Source organism: Pararhodobacter oceanensis (assembly GCF_003076755.1).
GTDB classification, from domain to species: Bacteria; Pseudomonadota; Alphaproteobacteria; order Rhodobacterales; family Rhodobacteraceae; genus Pararhodobacter; species Pararhodobacter oceanensis.
The window spans coordinates 109,974-125,238 of sequence record NZ_QDKM01000007.1; the positions used below are offsets into that span (position 1 = coordinate 109,974).

Annotated in this window: 14 protein-coding genes; 11 read left to right on the forward strand and 3 right to left on the reverse strand. The window is 62.6% G+C overall.

From position 1 onward, the window contains the following. Position 1: 1 nt before the first annotated feature. Positions 2-787 (forward strand): precorrin-6A synthase (deacetylating), encoded by a 786-nt coding sequence (gene cobF, locus DDE20_RS14725; RefSeq protein ID WP_116559279.1) that lies wholly within the window; start codon positions 2-4, stop codon positions 785-787. Here the strand turns inward: cobF and DDE20_RS14730 are convergent. Beyond that, a complete protein-coding gene (locus DDE20_RS14730) occupies positions 784-2,244 on the reverse strand; it encodes an aldehyde dehydrogenase family protein (protein WP_116559280.1) in 1,461 nt (486 codons plus the stop codon). The genes cobF and DDE20_RS14730 overlap by 4 nt on opposite strands. A gap of 267 nt (positions 2,245-2,511) precedes the next feature. On the opposite strand from DDE20_RS14730, the gene DDE20_RS14735 reads away from it, so the two are divergent. Continuing rightward, on the forward strand, positions 2,512-3,318 hold the full coding sequence (locus DDE20_RS14735; protein WP_133240357.1) for an SH3 domain-containing protein: 807 nt from the start codon (positions 2,512-2,514) through the stop codon (positions 3,316-3,318). Between the two features lie 45 nt (positions 3,319-3,363). Here DDE20_RS14735 and DDE20_RS14740 read toward each other — a convergent pair whose 3' ends face one another. After that, positions 3,364-4,224 (reverse strand): LysR family transcriptional regulator, encoded by an 861-nt coding sequence (locus DDE20_RS14740; RefSeq protein ID WP_116559282.1) that lies wholly within the window; start codon positions 4,222-4,224, stop codon positions 3,364-3,366. 97 nt (positions 4,225-4,321) lie between these two features. Between DDE20_RS14740 and tmpA the strand changes: the two genes are divergently transcribed. From tmpA to DDE20_RS14780, 8 genes are all read left to right on the forward strand, one after another. Continuing rightward, on the forward strand, positions 4,322-5,467 hold the full coding sequence (gene tmpA / locus DDE20_RS14745; RefSeq protein ID WP_116559283.1) for a 2-trimethylaminoethylphosphonate dioxygenase: 1,146 nt from the start codon (positions 4,322-4,324) through the stop codon (positions 5,465-5,467). After that, positions 5,464-6,078, forward strand: a complete 615-nt coding sequence (tmpB, locus tag DDE20_RS14750) for a (R)-1-hydroxy-2-trimethylaminoethylphosphonate oxygenase (RefSeq protein ID WP_116559284.1) — start codon at positions 5,464-5,466, stop codon at positions 6,076-6,078. The genes tmpA and tmpB overlap by 4 nt, the downstream gene beginning before the upstream one ends. 92 nt (positions 6,079-6,170) lie before the next feature. Further along, complete coding sequence (locus DDE20_RS14755; RefSeq protein ID WP_116559285.1) at positions 6,171-6,395, forward strand: hypothetical protein; 225 nt, start codon at positions 6,171-6,173, stop codon at positions 6,393-6,395. Next, positions 6,388-6,849 (forward strand): baeRF12 domain-containing protein, encoded by a 462-nt coding sequence (locus DDE20_RS14760; RefSeq protein WP_116559286.1) that lies wholly within the window; start codon positions 6,388-6,390, stop codon positions 6,847-6,849. Before DDE20_RS14755 ends, DDE20_RS14760 begins: the two co-directional genes overlap by 8 nt. A gap of 275 nt (positions 6,850-7,124) precedes the next feature. Beyond that, the gene (locus tag DDE20_RS14765) at positions 7,125-7,352 is read left to right on the forward strand and encodes a hypothetical protein (RefSeq protein ID WP_240608098.1); all 228 of its coding nucleotides are present in this window, start codon (positions 7,125-7,127) and stop codon (positions 7,350-7,352) included. A 304-nt stretch (positions 7,353-7,656) separates the two neighbouring features. After that, positions 7,657-8,010: a PRC-barrel domain-containing protein gene (locus DDE20_RS14770; protein WP_205961681.1), complete on the forward strand. Its 354-nt coding sequence runs from the start codon at positions 7,657-7,659 to the stop codon at positions 8,008-8,010. 157 nt (positions 8,011-8,167) lie between these two features. Next, positions 8,168-8,785 (forward strand): hypothetical protein, encoded by a 618-nt coding sequence (locus tag DDE20_RS14775; protein WP_116559288.1) that lies wholly within the window; start codon positions 8,168-8,170, stop codon positions 8,783-8,785. Positions 8,786-8,874: 89 nt separating this feature from the next. Further along, positions 8,875-9,459, forward strand: coding sequence for an exopolysaccharide biosynthesis protein (locus tag DDE20_RS14780; protein ID WP_116559289.1), 585 nt, complete (start codon positions 8,875-8,877; stop codon positions 9,457-9,459). A 230-nt stretch (positions 9,460-9,689) separates the two neighbouring features. On the opposite strand, the gene DDE20_RS19045 is transcribed toward DDE20_RS14780, so the two are convergent. Next, positions 9,690-11,594, reverse strand: coding sequence for an OmpA family protein (locus DDE20_RS19045; protein WP_165814530.1), 1,905 nt, complete (start codon positions 11,592-11,594; stop codon positions 9,690-9,692). Between the two features lie 321 nt (positions 11,595-11,915). Here DDE20_RS19045 and DDE20_RS14800 point away from each other — a divergent pair, with 321 nt between their 5' ends. Then, positions 11,916-14,855 carry a hybrid sensor histidine kinase/response regulator gene (locus tag DDE20_RS14800; protein WP_116559292.1) on the forward strand — a complete coding sequence of 980 codons (2,940 nt, stop codon included), beginning with the start codon at positions 11,916-11,918 and terminating at the stop codon, positions 14,853-14,855. Positions 14,856-15,265 lie beyond the last annotated feature (410 nt).

The following is a 15,265-nucleotide window of genomic DNA, read 5'->3' on the forward strand; positions in this document are numbered from 1 at the left end:
CATGCCCAACAGTTTAACCATCGCCGAACATCCCGCGATCACCGACCTCTGGCTCATCGGGATCGGCACCGGCAGCCCGCAGCATCTGACACTTGAGGGGCAGCAAGCCCTGCGCGAGGCCGCGGTGATCCTGATCCCGCATAAGGGCGCGGGTAAGGATGATCTGGCCGAACTCCGCCTGCAGATCATCCGCGCCAGCGGCAGCACCGCGCAGATCATCCCCTTCGACTACCCGCAGCGTGATCCGACCCTGCCCTATCAAACCCGCGTCACCCTTTGGCATGACGAGATCGCCGCGCGCTGGCAAGCGGCTCTGGCACAGGCCGAGCGTGCGGGGCCGGTGGCGCTGCTGGTTTGGGGCGATCCCTCGCTTTATGACAGCACCCTGCGCATCGCCGAGCGCCTAACCCCGCGCCCTAAGCTGCGCGTGGTGCCCGGGATCACTGCGATTCAAGCACTCACCGCCGCCCATACGCTGCCGCTCAACACGGTGAACGGGCCGGTGCAGGTCACCACCGGCCGCCGCTTGCGCGAGCACGGCTGGCCCGAGGACGCCGAGACGCTGGTGGTGATGCTCGACGGCGACTGTAGCTTTCAAACCCTTGCGCCCGAGGGGCTGGACATCTGGTGGGGCGCGTTTCTGGGCATGGACGAGCAAATCCTCCACCACGGCCCGCTGGCAACTTCCACCGCGCCGATCATCGCCGCGCGCCAAGAAGCACGCGCGCGGCACGGCTGGATCATGGACATCTACCTGCTGCGCCGCAGCGATCCCATAAGCGCCTAGCCCAGCACCCGTTTTGCCAATCCGATCAACCGCTTGACCCTACCCGTGTAGGGCGGAAAGATCAGCGGCAGCGCCGAGAAATAATTGCTGAGCACCGCCCGCTCATGGCTGAACGCGCGAAACCCGTAGCGGCCATGCGCATTGCCAATCCCCGAATTATTCACCCCGCCAAAGGGCAATCCATGGTGAATAAACTGGATCATCGTCAGGTTCACCCCGACACTGCCGGAACTGGTCTCGGCAATAATCCGGTCGATGCGACTGCGGTCCTTGTCGAAAATATACAGCGACAACGGCTTGGGCCGCGCGTTGATCTGCGCGATGACCTGGGTCAGATCCTCAAAGGGCAGGATCGGCAGGATCGGGCCGAAAATCTCCTCGCGGTCGATCTCCATCTCGGGCATGATCGCTTCCAACAGCGTCGGCGCCACGCGCACCCCGTCACGGCTGCCCCCCAAAGTGACCTCGGCGCCCTTATCGCGCGCGTCCGTCAACAGCCCGCCCAGCCGCTCGGCGTGTTTCGCGTTTACGATCGAGGCCAGCGCCGGTGACGCCCCATCGTCGCCAAACGCCTTGCCGATCCGCGCGCGCAGCAGGTCGGTGAATTCCTCCTTAACCGAGGCATGCACATACAGGTGATCCGGCGCGATACAGGTCTGCCCCGCATTGGCGAATTTGCCAAAAACCACCCAATCCGCAGCGCGTTTTAAATCCGCGTCGGGGCCGATGATGGTTGGCGATTTACCGCCCAGTTCCAGCGTCACCGAGGCCAGCGTTTTCGCCGCCGCCGCCATCACGATCTTGCCCACCGCCGGGCTGCCGGTGAAGAAAATATGGTCAAACGGCAGTGCCAAAAGCGCTTGCGAGACCTCCACCGCGCCCTCACACACGGTGACCAGATCGGGCGGAAACGCCTCGGCGATCAGCCGCGCAATCAGGGCCGAAGTGGCCGGCGTCATCTCGGAGGGCTTGAGGATCGCCGCATTCCCCGCCGCCAGACAGGAAACCAACGGCCCGAGCGCAAGGCTGAACGGGTAGTTCCACGGCGCAACGATCAGGCAGACGCCCCGCGCCTCGGGCCGCACCCGCGCCGAGGTGCCAAAGGTGGCGAGCGACGGCGCCGCGCGCGCCGGACGCATCCAGCGGCCCAAATGGCGGCGCGCGTGTTTGATGTCCTGCTGCACCGGAATGATCTCGGTCAGGATCACCTCAGTTTCGGGCTTGTCAAAATCTTCCGCCAGCGCCGCGACAATCGCCGCCTCATTCGCCGTGATCACCTCGGACAAGCGCGCCAGATCCGCCCGTCGTTCCGCCAATCCGTAGTTGCGTCGCCGGTCAACCACCCGCGCGGCCTGCCGCTCAAATGCAGCGCTTATGTCGGGCGGGATCGGCGAACTCGTCTTGGTCATCACATAGCCCGTTCCAGCAGGGCGCAGGCAGCTCTGCGCGTATTTCATCTATAATCCACGGCAGCTTACACCAAGCGCGCCGGGTTACGCGTTGATCTAGGCGCCTTTGCCATGCGTCAAGCCCCGACTCACCGAGACTTGACCGCGATGCGCAAATCACAGGTGTCCGATCCTCTACTTCCTGCCTCGCCACAGCTATCGCCCCGTCCAGCGCGTGACTCACCCGTAGATTGCATTGACCCGCATGCGCGTTATTTCATAGGCTCCCCCCATTGACCCAATATTTTAACGTTTTCTCAAGTTTTCGGAGTTGAAATGACTTTAGCCACCACGCTCTTAACAACCCGTGATTTTATCACCCGCCGCCTACCTCTCGTCGCAATAACCGCCCTCTGCCTTGCGCTACTTCCCGCCAGCGCTTCGGCGCAACTTGACGGCCATGGGCCGGATGCGTGGCGGGTGCACGGCGTCGCCTCGAACGACCGGCTCAACGCGCGTATGGGGCCGGGCACCGATTACGCGGTGATTGAGCGGTTTGCCCATAACGCGCGCGGGTTGCAGATGGTGACCTGCGTGCCATTCTACACAATGGCGCATTTTTCCGCGATGACTGACGCCGAAGTTGCCAGCCTGCCGCCACGCTGGTGCCTGATGCGCTCGGCCGATCTGAGCGTCGCGGGCTGGGTTTCGGCACGCTATCTGGTCGAAGACAGCGCCCCCTCCACGCCGTCCCAAGAGGCCGAGATCGATCCGGTATCCTATGCAATAGACCTCGTGTATGCGCTCTATGAAGCCGCCGATCTGGCGCAAGTCGGTGGCCCGAACCCGCTCGATCCGTCACAGGCGGCGCATTACTTCCATTCCGGCGTCGTCGAGAATATCCGCCGCAATCCACCACAGGTTGACCCGCTGATCGGCGCGCAGGATTTCTCGGGCCATATCGGCGCGCCTTTCCCCGATCCGCAGCAGCCGATGTTGCGCGGGATGATCACCATCAACGTTATTATTACGAACTTCGGCCGCGCCCATACCGCCGTCTTCCGCCTGCGCGCTGATCCCGGACAGCCCGGCGCGCCAATCCGGATTTTCCGCATTGAGCACGACGGCTGGGCCTTTGAATAAGCGCGAAATCAATGGCTTGCGGGGAACTGCAGGCCCTTTCCCCCCTCAGGCGGCGCTGATCACCGCGCAGATCTCGTCCCATTGACGGCGCGTGACCGCGTCTTTGCCCGAGATCATCCAATAGCTTTCATGATGCGCCAGAACCTCATCGCCCAGTTGCAGCAACCGCCCCGTAGCCAGATCCTCGGCACACAGCGGCAATGACCCCAAGACCACGCCCATTCCCGCCCGCGCCGCGCCCAGCGCCGCGGCAAATGTGTCGAACTGAAGCTGCGGCACGGGCGTGGTCGGCACGTTAAACCGCGCGCACCATGTATTCCAACCCGGCCTTGGCCCCGCGCAGGCAATCCGCGGCAAATCTGTCCATGCCTCTGCCTGCGCGCAGAGTTCCGGCGTCGCCAGCGGTGCGATGCTCTCGGGGAACAATTGGCATCGGTAGGCCTGCGGCCAATCGCCCGCGCCATACCGTATCCCGATCACCTCTTCGGGTGGCGCATCATGGGCGCCCAGCACCATGGTTTGCACCGCCAATTGCCCGCCCGCGATGCGCCGCAACGCCGGCAAATACGGCAGCAACCATAGCGCAATCACCGACTGGCTGGCCGAGATCACCAGCCGTTTGCGCGCACTGCCAAACAGCGCCTCGGAACTGTCGTGCAGCGTGCCCAGCGCGGACTGCACATGCGGCAACCACGCCTCGCCCTCCACCGTCAGGGTAATCGCCCGCGCCTGCCGGATGAACAGCACCGCGCCCAAGGTTTTCTCAAGCTGCGAGATCCGCTGGCTGACCGCCGACTGGGTGATCCCGATATCCGCCGCCGCTGCGGTGAAGCTGCCACAGCGCGCCGCCGCTTCAAAAGCGCGGATCCATTCGAGGGGCGGCAGGTGGAGCGGCCGGTTAATCATAAGGCAATCGCCATCTCAGTCAGGTTATTCATAATTTGAGATAATGCGCCAAGCCTGCCAGTTTGTCCCGCGAAAACATAGCTTTCATAGGTGCTTTATGACCTCACTCACGCTCGATCCCTCGGGACAATTTCTGACGTTGACGATTGGCGGCGAAGCGCTGCGCTTTCACGCCATCTGGTTGCGCGACAATGCCGGCGATCCCGAGACCCGCGCGGCAGGCAACGGACAGCGGTTGATCGCGCTGCGTGACATCCCTGCGGATACGAAAATTGATCAGGCCGCACTGGACGGTGAGCAACTGAACGTCAGTTTCGCACCCGAGGGCAAAACCGTGGGTTATGACCTGTCGTGGCTCGCCGCACATGCCTATGATCGCCCCGCCCCCGCCGCGCGTGGCTGGACGGCGCCGGAGATCGAGACATGGGACGCAGACCTGATGGACGCGGTCCCCTGCGGCGATTTCAACGCCCTCTCACACGGCGGCGCGGCGCTCACCGACTGGCTCGGCGCCGTCACCCGCTACGGCTTTGGCAAAATCACCAATGGCCCCGTCGAAGACGGCGCCCTGTTCCGCGTCGTCGATCTCTTCGGATTTATCCGCGAGACCAATTATGGTCGCAAATTCGAGGTCCGCACGCAAGTCAACCCGAGTAATCTCGCCTTCACCGGACTCGGCCTCCAAGCCCATACCGACAACCCCTACCGCGACCCGGTGCCGACGCTGCAAGTGCTCTATTGTCTGGAAAGCACTGCGGCGGGCGGCGAGAACATGGTGGTCGACGGCTTTGCTGCCGCGCAACGGTTGCGCGCGGAAAACGAGCAGTATTTCAACGTCTTGGCCGATCACTGCGCAAAGTTTGAATACTCCGGTGAGGCCGGTGTCTGCCTGACCTCACGCCGCCCGATGATCGAACTGGCCCCCGATGGCGAGTTGGTCGGCGTGCGCTTTAACAACCGCTCTTTGGCCGCTGTCACCGATGTGCCGTTTGACCAAATGGCAACCTATTACGCCGCCTACCGACGCTTGGGCGAGATCATCGACGATGCGTCCATGGAGGTCAGTTTCCGCCTCAACCCCGGCGAGGCCTTCATTGTCGATAACACCCGCGTTCTACACGCGCGCAAAGCCTATTCCGGCGCAGGCACACGCTGGTTTCAGGGCTGCTACGCCGATAAGGACGGGCTGCGCTCGACCTATGACGCGCTGCGCCGTGACAGTGCCTTGGAGGCCGCGCAATGAGCACCCCGCAAGACCTGACCCGCGACACGATTGTGGATTTCCTCGGCGATATTTTCGCGCGGCGCGGCAATGAGGAATACCTCGGCGAGCCGGTGAATATGGGCCAGCACATGCTGCAAGGCGCCACGATCGCCGAGCAGAACGGCCAACCCGAAGAGATCATCGTCGGCGCCCTGCTGCATGATATCGGCCATTTCACCAGCGAATTCGGCACTTTCACCATGGAGGACACCGAGGATCGCCATCACGAGGACGCCGGCGGCGCCGTGCTCGAGCGGTTTTTCCCGACGGTGATCACCGATTGCGTGCGCTACCATGTGGCGGCAAAACGCTATCTCTGCGCGACGCGGCCCAGCTATTTCGACCGGTTAACCAAAGCCTCGGTGCATTCGCTCCACCTGCAGGGCGGACCGATGACAGCAGCCGAGGTCGCGGAGTTCGAGAAAAACCCCAATCTCGCGCAGATCATCGCCGTGCGCTATCTCGATGACGCGGGCAAAATCCCCGATATGGTGACCCCCGATTTCTGGCATTTCGCGCCGATGGTGCAGCGTATGGTCGACCGGCATTTCGACACCATTCCAACCAAGCAGCAAACGCCCGCCACCTGACCGCCCCCCTTGCTCTGTTAACCTTTTGTCCATGGAACCAACCGCCGCCGCTCGCCGTTATCCCTGTGATCCCTCCACGGAAAGGACACAGTATGAGCACCGACAAAAAATCTCTTCCCGACCGGGAAAAAGCCTCGGATACCGACCGCGAGGTGCTGGGCGCGAAAGGTTCGGTTTCGCAAGGCGGGCGCGCGGGCGGACGTCTGGCGCGCGATATCGGCACCAAGGATGAACTCAAACGCTCGAATGAGCGGCCAGCGGGGAAAACCCGCGTCACCAAATCCGATGAAAAAGAAGGGGGCCGCGAGGATGGGTAAGCTCGACACAGGCGCATGGGTGCTGGTTGCCGATAGCGAAAAAGCGCTGCTTTTGGTCAATGAAGGCGACCGCAAGGCGATGCATCTGCAATTGCTGCAAAAGGACGAGCAAGACAATCCGCCCTCGCGCGAGCAGGGCGCCAACCGTCCGGGTCGCGCGCAGGATGGCACCGGCCCGCATCGCTCGGCGCTTGATGACACGGATTGGCACCAATTGGCCAAAGAACGTTTTGCCGCCGATCTGGCCGATCTGCTCTATAAGCCCGCGCATCAGGGTAAATTCGACAAACTGGTGATCGTCGCCGCGCCTGCGGTTCTGGGCATTCTGCGCAGCGCCGTGCATGTGACGGTGGAAGAAAAGATCATCGCCGAAGTGCCGAAAAACCTGACCGATCAGCCACTTGACGAGATCGAGAAGCGGGTTGCCGAAGCCTTGGAACCGCTTGATCTCTAAGCGTCCATGGCCTTGCCGGACAATCGGGTAACGAAGCTCTTACAGCCAGAATAATTCTCAATTCATGAACATCCGCCCGCGCCCACCCAACAGGCGCGGGCGGCTCGCCGCGCGCAACCGGATGGCGCTACCCGGCCTCCCCGCCCCTCTGGCGGCCATCACCGGTTTCGGCGCGCGCCGTGGTTTACCGCCCCCTCCACCCGCAATATCGGAACCATTTCCGCCGCTCACAGGTTGATTAAGCAAGCCGAAGTGACAGCGGAAAGGAGGGCATCATGCCCGCACCTCTACGAAGTTTAATGGTTATTCTCTGGGTCAGCTGCGTCGCGGGCGCGGCGATTGTCGGGTTCCTGAGCATCGGCTGGGTGACATGGGTCGCCTTTGTCGTCGCCGGGCTTATCGGTCTGGCCATTGGCGTGCCAGCGGGGCTCTGGACCGCAAAGGCGATCAAACGCGACGATCCCGCATGGCCCCCGCGCCGCCTGCAACGCCAGCGACGCTGATCCCATTCATACCGCAGCCGCAATGGCTGCGGTTTCCATTTGTCCTCGACGGTGAACCGCCTAGGGGCCTCAGCCGAACACCGCTAACCTCGTGGCCAATAAACGCCGCCTCTTGGGCTGCTGTTAACCATGCCCAAGGCATTCCGGCGCTATCCTCACCACTCCCCCCCAGTAAAATCCGCGTATCTCACCCTGCATGTGCCCCTCTGCGGTCAATGGCGGTTTTCCGCCGCGTAATCCACCATTTGGGAACCCCTGAGCGCCGCTTCTGGTTGTTCCCATATCCACAAAGGAGGAGAAGCAGATGACCACGACAACCACGCGAAGCCTCGTTTCGTCCCATGATGTGACCGGCACCGATGTCTATGCCAATGACGGCGCCAAGATCGGTCATATCGACCATATGATGATCGACAAACAGTCGGGCAAAGTCGCCTATGCGGTGATGGGATTCGGCGGTTTTCTGGGGATGGGCGAAGACCATCATCCGGTGCCTTGGGGCAAACTGCGCTATGACACGGTGAAACAGGGGTTTATCACCGATCTGACCGAAGAAGAGGTCAAAGGCGCCCCGCCGCGCAGTGCCGAATGGCCGGCCGACCCCGATTGGGAACGCCGCACCCACGCGCATTACGGCGTGCCGCTCTACTGGGCATAACCGGCTGCGAATATGGGCGGGCGGCACCCTTTTGGGGCCGCCCGCTATCGGCGTTCAGGCAAAGGCAACACAGGGCATTCGACCGCCCGAGACCTGCCCGACCGCCGCGCCCATCGCCCGTGATTGTCGACTTAACCCTTTAACATCGCGAGAGATTATGTGGGACTGGCTGGCGGATAACGCCTCACTTGTGCAAGCGGCGGTGGGCGCGATCACCGCCTTTGTCTGGCTGTTCTACCTGCAAATCCTCGTCTCGGGTTTGCGGCGTCAACGGCGCACCGATATCCTGATCCACCTCGGCGGCAGCCAGACCCTCGACGCCAGAACCTTTGTCAGCAACCTTGGCTTCGAGCCGATCTATGTGCTTGAAATCCTGCTGACCGTCTGGACCGGCGACGGCGCCCGCGAGACCTCGATTGTCGACCGCACCGAGACCCCGAAAAAGGATCTCACCACGCCCAGCGCGACGACTTTTCAAGGACCGCTCAAAACCGGAAATTTCGTCGATATCGGCAGCGTGCAGGACCTGTTGCAGCGCGCCCGTGGCAATATGACCGATGTGCTCGACAATGACGCGGTTAACCGGATCGAAGTGAAAGTGGCGGCGATTTCGGCGGCAAGCTCGGCGATTGTAGCGGCCAAACGCCAGTTCGAGGTTGAACCCGCAGAAGGCGACTGCCGCATCCGCCCGCGCACCCTCTACGCCACGCAAATCCGCTCGATCTGGGGGCGTTATTTCCTCAAGCGCGAGCTGCAGGCACGGTTGACGGAATGACCGCGAACCTGCGCAATAAAGCTGGCACGCTTTGTCCCGATGCGGACCCTGCAGTGACAGCCCCCGCAGCCCCGAAGCAAGGGACCGATATGAGCGACGACCATGCCCTCAGCGATGTTCTTGACCGGCTCGAGGCGGCGCTCGGCGACGGCGACATCAGCGTGCAGGACGTGATTGAAACGCTGGGCGCACGCTCTTTTGCCTCGGTGATGCTGCTGTTCTCGCTAATCGCCGTATCGCCTGCCAGCACGATCCCCGGCGTGACCACCAGCGTGGCGATGGTCACCTTTCTGGTCGCCGCGCAGATGATGATCGGGCGCCGCCACTTATGGCTGCCCGCGCTGATCACCCGCCGCCAATTGCCCGCAGCCAAGCTGGCCCGCAGTATCAAATGGCTGCGCCGCCCCATCGGCTTTGTCGAGCGTCATTTGAAAGCGCGGTTAACCTTCTTATTGCAACCGCCGTGGCTGTATCTGCCGCTAGTGCTGGTGATGTTCCTCTCGGCGCTGATGCCGATGATGGAGTTTATTCCCGCCTCGGGCAGCCTTGCGGCAGCGGTGATCGCGCTCTTTGCCGCCGGATGGTTAACCCGCGACGGCGCGCTGGTCGGGGCGGCGGTTCTGGTACTGCTGGGCATCCCCGCGTTGATCTGGAGCCTCGGCCTCCCGGGTTGAGAGGCAGAGTGTGGCGGGTGTTTATGGCCATGCTCACGCCCTCACATACATCCCATAGGGGAATGCCCCGTTTCGTCGCAGTGAAAATCGCAAAGACACAGAAACACCCCCGCACAACTCACTGAACAAACCAACCACCCTCAAGCCGCACCACTACACAGCACGAAAAAAGGGCCCCGCAATTTCCTGCGGAGCCCCAAGCTTATCGTCCTTAAACGCCGGCTAACCCGTTAACGTTGCCCGCGCAGCAGGCCGGTGATCCGGCGCACCGCGACGCGGCGGTTTTGCTCTTCCGCCTGTTGCGTGCGGATCCGCAGGTAGCGTTCGCCGTAGCCCTGCACCACCATATTCTCGGCCGGCACATTGAAGTATTCGCTCAGTGCCAGAGCCGCAGATTCGGCGCGGCGGTCCGAGAGCAGCAGGTTATACCCCGCATCGCCCACCGCATCGGTATGGCCCTCGATGAGGAACACTTCGGTCGGGTTCTCGCGGATGATATCGCGCATCAGCACTCCGATTTCGCGCAATTGCTCGGCCTGCGAGGCACGGATCGCTGCTGAACCGGTGGCAAAGGTGATGCTGTCCAGCGTGATCTCGGGCGCAAGGTCGCGCACCTCTTTGATCTCGCGGATCTGGTTCAGGCTAAAGCCGCGCCCCGCGACCCGTTCATCCGCCGCTTGCAGCGCCAGACGCAGGCTCTCGCGGTCGGTGCTTTCGCGGTAATCAAACCGCTCATAGGTCGGTGCTGGCAGGGTGCTCACATCGACCGGCTCGACGGCCTGCGTGTCGTCAAAGATCACATATTCGCGCCCGTTCGGCTCGATATGCACGCGGCGCAGCGCGCGTCCGGCGGGGTTGCGCACGGTGATCACGCGGGTGCCGCTGGGGCGGGTGACGACGGTGCGGGTGGTGCCGTCGGCATAACGCTCGGTGCGCACTTCCGAGCCGGGTTGACGCAGCAGCGCGTCATCGTCTTTAAGCAGCTGATACTCGCCCTCTTCATCGACCACCACCACGCGGTCGCCGGTATTCGCATCGACCCGCTGGCCGCTGCTCAGGATCGCGCCAACCGCCAAGGCACCCAAGGTGAACAGCCCCGCGCGCTCAAGGTCGCTCAACCCGCTGCCACCCGAGGCTTGCGCTTCTGCCGAGGCGGTTTCTGCCGCGCCATCCTCGGGGGTCCATTCGCGAAATTCCTCACCGCTGGAGCGGCTCGTGGTTTCGGTGACGGTCTCTACGGTCACATCGGCCGAGGCACCGGAGTCGACCTCGCTACCCGCAGCAAGCGCCTCGCGAGCACCTTCGCTCAATGTGCCAGCGCAGTCGATCAGTGCGTTACCCGACTGGGTCACATCGGCGCAATCGCCGCCCAAATCCAAGGGCGCGGCAGCATCGGCCGGAGCTTCGGCCATTGTATCTTCAGAGACCTCGCCCTGTTCCTCAACCTCGGCTTCGGCTTGGGTTTCGGTTTGGGCTTCAACTTCCGCTTCAGCCTCTGCCTCTGACTCAACTTGTGCCTCAACCGACGGCTCGTCGGTGGCCTCAGTCTGCGCATCGGCGGCAATATCTGCATCTGCCTCGACAAATGCACCGGATTCTACAGCCGCTGCATCAGCTTCAGCTTCAGCCTCAGTTTCGGCAGAGACCTCCGCCTCGCCTGAAGCTTCCGCTGCGGACAACTCACCGGCCAGATCGTCAACACTCGGCACACTCTGGGTAGCCGCATCAGCAGCGGCCTCCGCCTCGGCGCCAGCCTCCGCTGCCGCATCGGCCCCGGTATCGCCCGCAAAATCGCCGCCATTTTCGACCGTGGTATCCCCTTGCGCCTCAACCTCGGCCTGATCCTCGACCTCAACTTCGGCCTCCGCTTCACCCTCGGCTTCAACCTCAGGCTCACCGGTCAGTGCATCTCCCGCAAACGGTAATTGCTGGATATGAAGTTCACAGGCCAAAGCATCGATGATCCCGCTCTCGGCGCAGACCTCTTCATTCGAGCGCGGCGTGTCTTGCTTGAACCCGGCCGCCGCCGTCGCGCGTTCTTTCGCGGCAGCGGATTGGGCCAATGCAGGCAAGGGTTGCATCATCGACAAGGCCACAAGCATTGCCGTGGTGGAGCGAAGGGACGCGGAATTCATAGCATTTTCCTCTCTGAAATTCGCTGGAAACTCATCGCCCACAGCGGGCGTCTATCAGGCAACAACCAGTAATTTTCAAAACCGTTCCCCCATGCTCGGGCGCATCAGCGACACCCCGCGCATCCACATCCCTTGCCCAGCGCCTACCGGATTACGGTTGAATTACAGGCGCCTAGCAACACGCCTCCCGCCTGCGCAGAGTGCCGCGCAAGGGCTCTATAGCGGGCTCACTATTTCTTGACATAGGCGCGATTTTTGCGGCTGATAAAGGCGGAGGATAGGTGTAAACCGCCATGTACACCGCAATCATGGAAACGGACCGTGCAAATTGACCTTGATGCGCTTTTTGCCAAAGCGCCTTCGCCCTATATGCTCGTGGATACCGACTTGCGGATCGTCTGGGCCAACGCCGCTTATCTGGCGGTGACAGGACGCACACAGGCGCGATTGATCGGGCGCATCCTGACCGAGGAATTTCCCGCACCGCCCGAGTCCCTGCCCGACCAGATGCTGCGCGGCTCGTTCAAACAGGTGCTCGAGACCGGCGAGGCGGACCATTTGCCGCTGATCGCCTATCCGATCCACGGCCCCGACGGCCAGCTTGAAGAACGCTATTGGAGCGCCACCCATACGCCGGTTCTCAACGCCGATGGGGCGGTCGCCTATATCTTGCAAAACACCGTGGATGTCACCGATCTGCACCGCGGCGCCCATGGCGGTGGTGACGGCGCTGGAGACGGTGGCGCACCCCTCAATCTGGGCGTTGACACCACCGGCCGCAGCGCCGCGCTTTTGCAGCGTGCCGAGGCGGTGGCCAATGAAAATCTGGCGCTGGGTCAGATGATGGATTTCTTTCAGTCCGCCTTTGATCAGGCCCCCAGTTTCATGGCAATCGTGAACGGCCCGGAGCATGTGTTTCAGGTCGTCAATCAGGCCTATTCCGATCTGACCGGCCACCGCGATATCCTCGGCAAATCCGTGTCCGAGGCGCTGCCAGAGATCGCCGGACAGGGCTTCCTCAATCTGCTCGATCAGGTCTATACCAGCGGCGAACCGGTCTCGTTCACCGAGATGCCGGCGCAGATCCAATCCGACCCGAATGCGCCGCCCAGTCTGCATTTTATTGACTTCATCTATCATCCGCTCAGCGACCGGACCGGCAAAACCGTCGGTATCTTTGTGCAGGGCCATGATGTCACCGGCAAAAAGATCGCTGAAAAACAGCTCACCGCCACGCGGGAGAAATTCCGCACCATGGCGCAGACCATGCCCAATCAGGTCTGGACCGCCGATAAGGATGGCGCGCTGACCTGGCTCAACCAGCGGACCTATGAGTTCACCGGCTACAGCGAGGGCGAACTTTACGGTGCGGATTGGGCGAAGGTGGTGCATCCCGATGATCTTGCCACCACCGTCGAGAACTGGGCCGGAGCGATCGTCGAGGGCAAAACCTATGAGGCCGAGTTTCGCATCCGCAAAGCCGACGGCAGCTATCGCTGGCATATCGTGCGCGCCTCGCCGCTCCATGCGGATGACGGCACGCTGAGCGGTTGGGTCGGCACCAATACCGATATCGAGGACCGCAAGAACACCGAGGCCGAGATCGCCAAGCTCAACGCCACGCTGGAGGCGCGGGTGGCCAAGCGCAACCGCGAATTGGAGGCGGTGCATGCGGCACTGCGCCAGAGCCAGAAGCTGGAGGCGATCGGCTCGTTGGCGGGCGGGATCGCGCATGACTTCAACAATCTGCTGCAGGTGGTGACCGGCAATCTGCAAATCGCGATGCGCGGCATGGCCGCCGAGAGCGAGGCGCGGGCGCGGCTGGAGCAAGCGATGCGCAGCGTCAAACGTGGCGCGACGCTGGCCTCGCAACTGCTGTCCTTCGCCCGCAAACAGCCGCTGGCGCCGGTGGTGATCAATCTCAGCCAGTTGATCTCGGAGACCAGCGAGATCGTGCATAGCGCGATTGGTGAGGGGGTCGAACTGGAGATCGATCTCGCCGAGGGGCTGTGGAACACCAATATCGACCCGAACTCGATGGAGAACGCGCTGCTCAACCTCGCGATCAACGCCCGTGACGCGATGGAGGGGCAAGGCAGGTTGACGGTCACCGCCTGCAATATCGAGATCAAACCGGAGGCCAGTCCGCCGCATCCCGATGTCGGTGCCGGTGAATATGTGCGGATTTCGGTGGCGGACAGCGGGAGCGGGATGACGCCTGAAACGCTGGAACGGGTGTTCGAACCCTTCTTCACCACCAAATCCGACGGTCATGGCACCGGTCTCGGCCTGTCGATGGTCTATGGGTTCGCCAAACAATCGGGCGGCTATATCAGCCTCGACAGCGAAGTCGGCGCGGGCACCACCTTTCATCTGTATCTGCCGCGCTCGCATGAGGCGGTGCAGGAGCTGCCGGGTATGGCGGATGCGGGGCTGGCCGGTGGCTCCGAGCGGATCCTGCTGGTCGAGGACGATGAGGATGTCCGCGATACCGCACGGCATTCCTTGCAGCAGCTGGGTTATCAGGTGACCGAAGCCGGTGATGCCGAGGCGGCGCTGCGGTTGTTGGCGGGCGGGGAGCGGGTGGATCTGTTGTTCACCGATGTGGTGATGCCCGGCAAGATGAGTGGCTATGATCTGGCGCTCAAGCTGCAGGAATTGCACCCCGAGGTGCCGGTCTTGTTCACCTCGGGCTTTGTTCAGGATCAGATCATGCATGACGGGCGGCTGGATGAGGGGGTGGAGTTGCTTGGCAAACCCTACAGCCAGACCGAATTGGCGCGCAGGCTCCGCGAGATGCTGGGTAGCGCGGGGGTGGCCGTCGAGATCAGCCAGCAGGAGCAGCCGGAGGCGGCGGAATTCGCGCCGCGGGCGGTGGAGGCCGCGCGGGGCGGACAGCTGCGGGTGCTGGTGGTCGAGGATGACGCGTTGATCCGGCTTGATCTGGTGCAGATGCTGCGCGAGGCGGAGTTCGAGGTGATCGAGGCGGGCACGGTGGCGAAGGCGCTGGAGCTGCTGACTTCGGCGCCGGTGGACCTGTTGATCACCGATGTCGGCCTGCCCGACCGGACCGGCGAGGAGCTGGCCAAGGAGGCGCGCGGGCTGCAGGCCGACCTGCCGGTGATCTTTGCCACCGGCGGCATGGATGTGCCCTCGGCGGCCTCGCTGGGCAATTGCGAGGTGCTGAGCAAACCCTTTGGAGATATCGCCCTGATGGAGAGTATCGAGGCGGCGATGTGTCGGGATCGCAAGACCGCGTGACACCCAATGTCCCGCGCGTGGGACAAATTCAAGGCGTTGAAATCACGCGGGAATTTTTGTCGGGTTTACGGACTGTTTACCATGCTGGACGGCGCGCCGAGAGTTTTGGTGACGTGGCAGGCGGGCCGGAGGCTGGCGATCTGGTGAGCGAAGCCGAGGCTGCTGCGCTTGATTTGGCGAGAGGGAATTGGCCGTTTGGTGTCGGATTGGCATCGGCCAGTTGCAGTGAAATTCAGGCGGGAGTCTCGGGCGGTAGGCAGCAAGCTGTCGCGGTGAATTGAAGGGCTCGGATAGGCGCTGACAGGCTTTGGCCGTCACCGCATCGGCCCGCCGGAATTGCCGCTGAATGGTGCGTCAATTTCAGGGCCGTAGATGCGCTTTGCCCCCTCATAGTCACCCAGCGGCGGCGG

What these genes read in the sequence shown, in the direction of transcription:
- cobF (WP_116559279.1), top strand. Translation starts at nt 2, where the DNA reads ATGCCCAACAGTTTAACCATCGCCGAACATCCCGCGATCACCGACCTC.
- DDE20_RS14730 (WP_116559280.1), bottom strand. Translation starts at nt 2,244, where the DNA reads ATGAAATACGCGCAGAGCTGCCTGCGCCCTGCTGGAACGGGCTATGTG.
- DDE20_RS14735 (WP_133240357.1), top strand. Translation starts at nt 2,512, where the DNA reads ATGACTTTAGCCACCACGCTCTTAACAACCCGTGATTTTATCACCCGC.
- DDE20_RS14740 (WP_116559282.1), bottom strand. Translation starts at nt 4,224, where the DNA reads ATGATTAACCGGCCGCTCCACCTGCCGCCCCTCGAATGGATCCGCGCT.
- tmpA (WP_116559283.1), top strand. Translation starts at nt 4,322, where the DNA reads ATGACCTCACTCACGCTCGATCCCTCGGGACAATTTCTGACGTTGACG.
- tmpB (WP_116559284.1), top strand. Translation starts at nt 5,464, where the DNA reads ATGAGCACCCCGCAAGACCTGACCCGCGACACGATTGTGGATTTCCTC.
- DDE20_RS14755 (WP_116559285.1), top strand. Translation starts at nt 6,171, where the DNA reads ATGAGCACCGACAAAAAATCTCTTCCCGACCGGGAAAAAGCCTCGGAT.
- DDE20_RS14760 (WP_116559286.1), top strand. Translation starts at nt 6,388, where the DNA reads ATGGGTAAGCTCGACACAGGCGCATGGGTGCTGGTTGCCGATAGCGAA.
- DDE20_RS14765 (WP_240608098.1), top strand. Translation starts at nt 7,125, where the DNA reads ATGCCCGCACCTCTACGAAGTTTAATGGTTATTCTCTGGGTCAGCTGC.
- DDE20_RS14770 (WP_205961681.1), top strand. Translation starts at nt 7,657, where the DNA reads ATGACCACGACAACCACGCGAAGCCTCGTTTCGTCCCATGATGTGACC.
- DDE20_RS14775 (WP_116559288.1), top strand. Translation starts at nt 8,168, where the DNA reads ATGTGGGACTGGCTGGCGGATAACGCCTCACTTGTGCAAGCGGCGGTG.
- DDE20_RS14780 (WP_116559289.1), top strand. Translation starts at nt 8,875, where the DNA reads ATGAGCGACGACCATGCCCTCAGCGATGTTCTTGACCGGCTCGAGGCG.
- DDE20_RS19045 (WP_165814530.1), bottom strand. Translation starts at nt 11,594, where the DNA reads ATGAATTCCGCGTCCCTTCGCTCCACCACGGCAATGCTTGTGGCCTTG.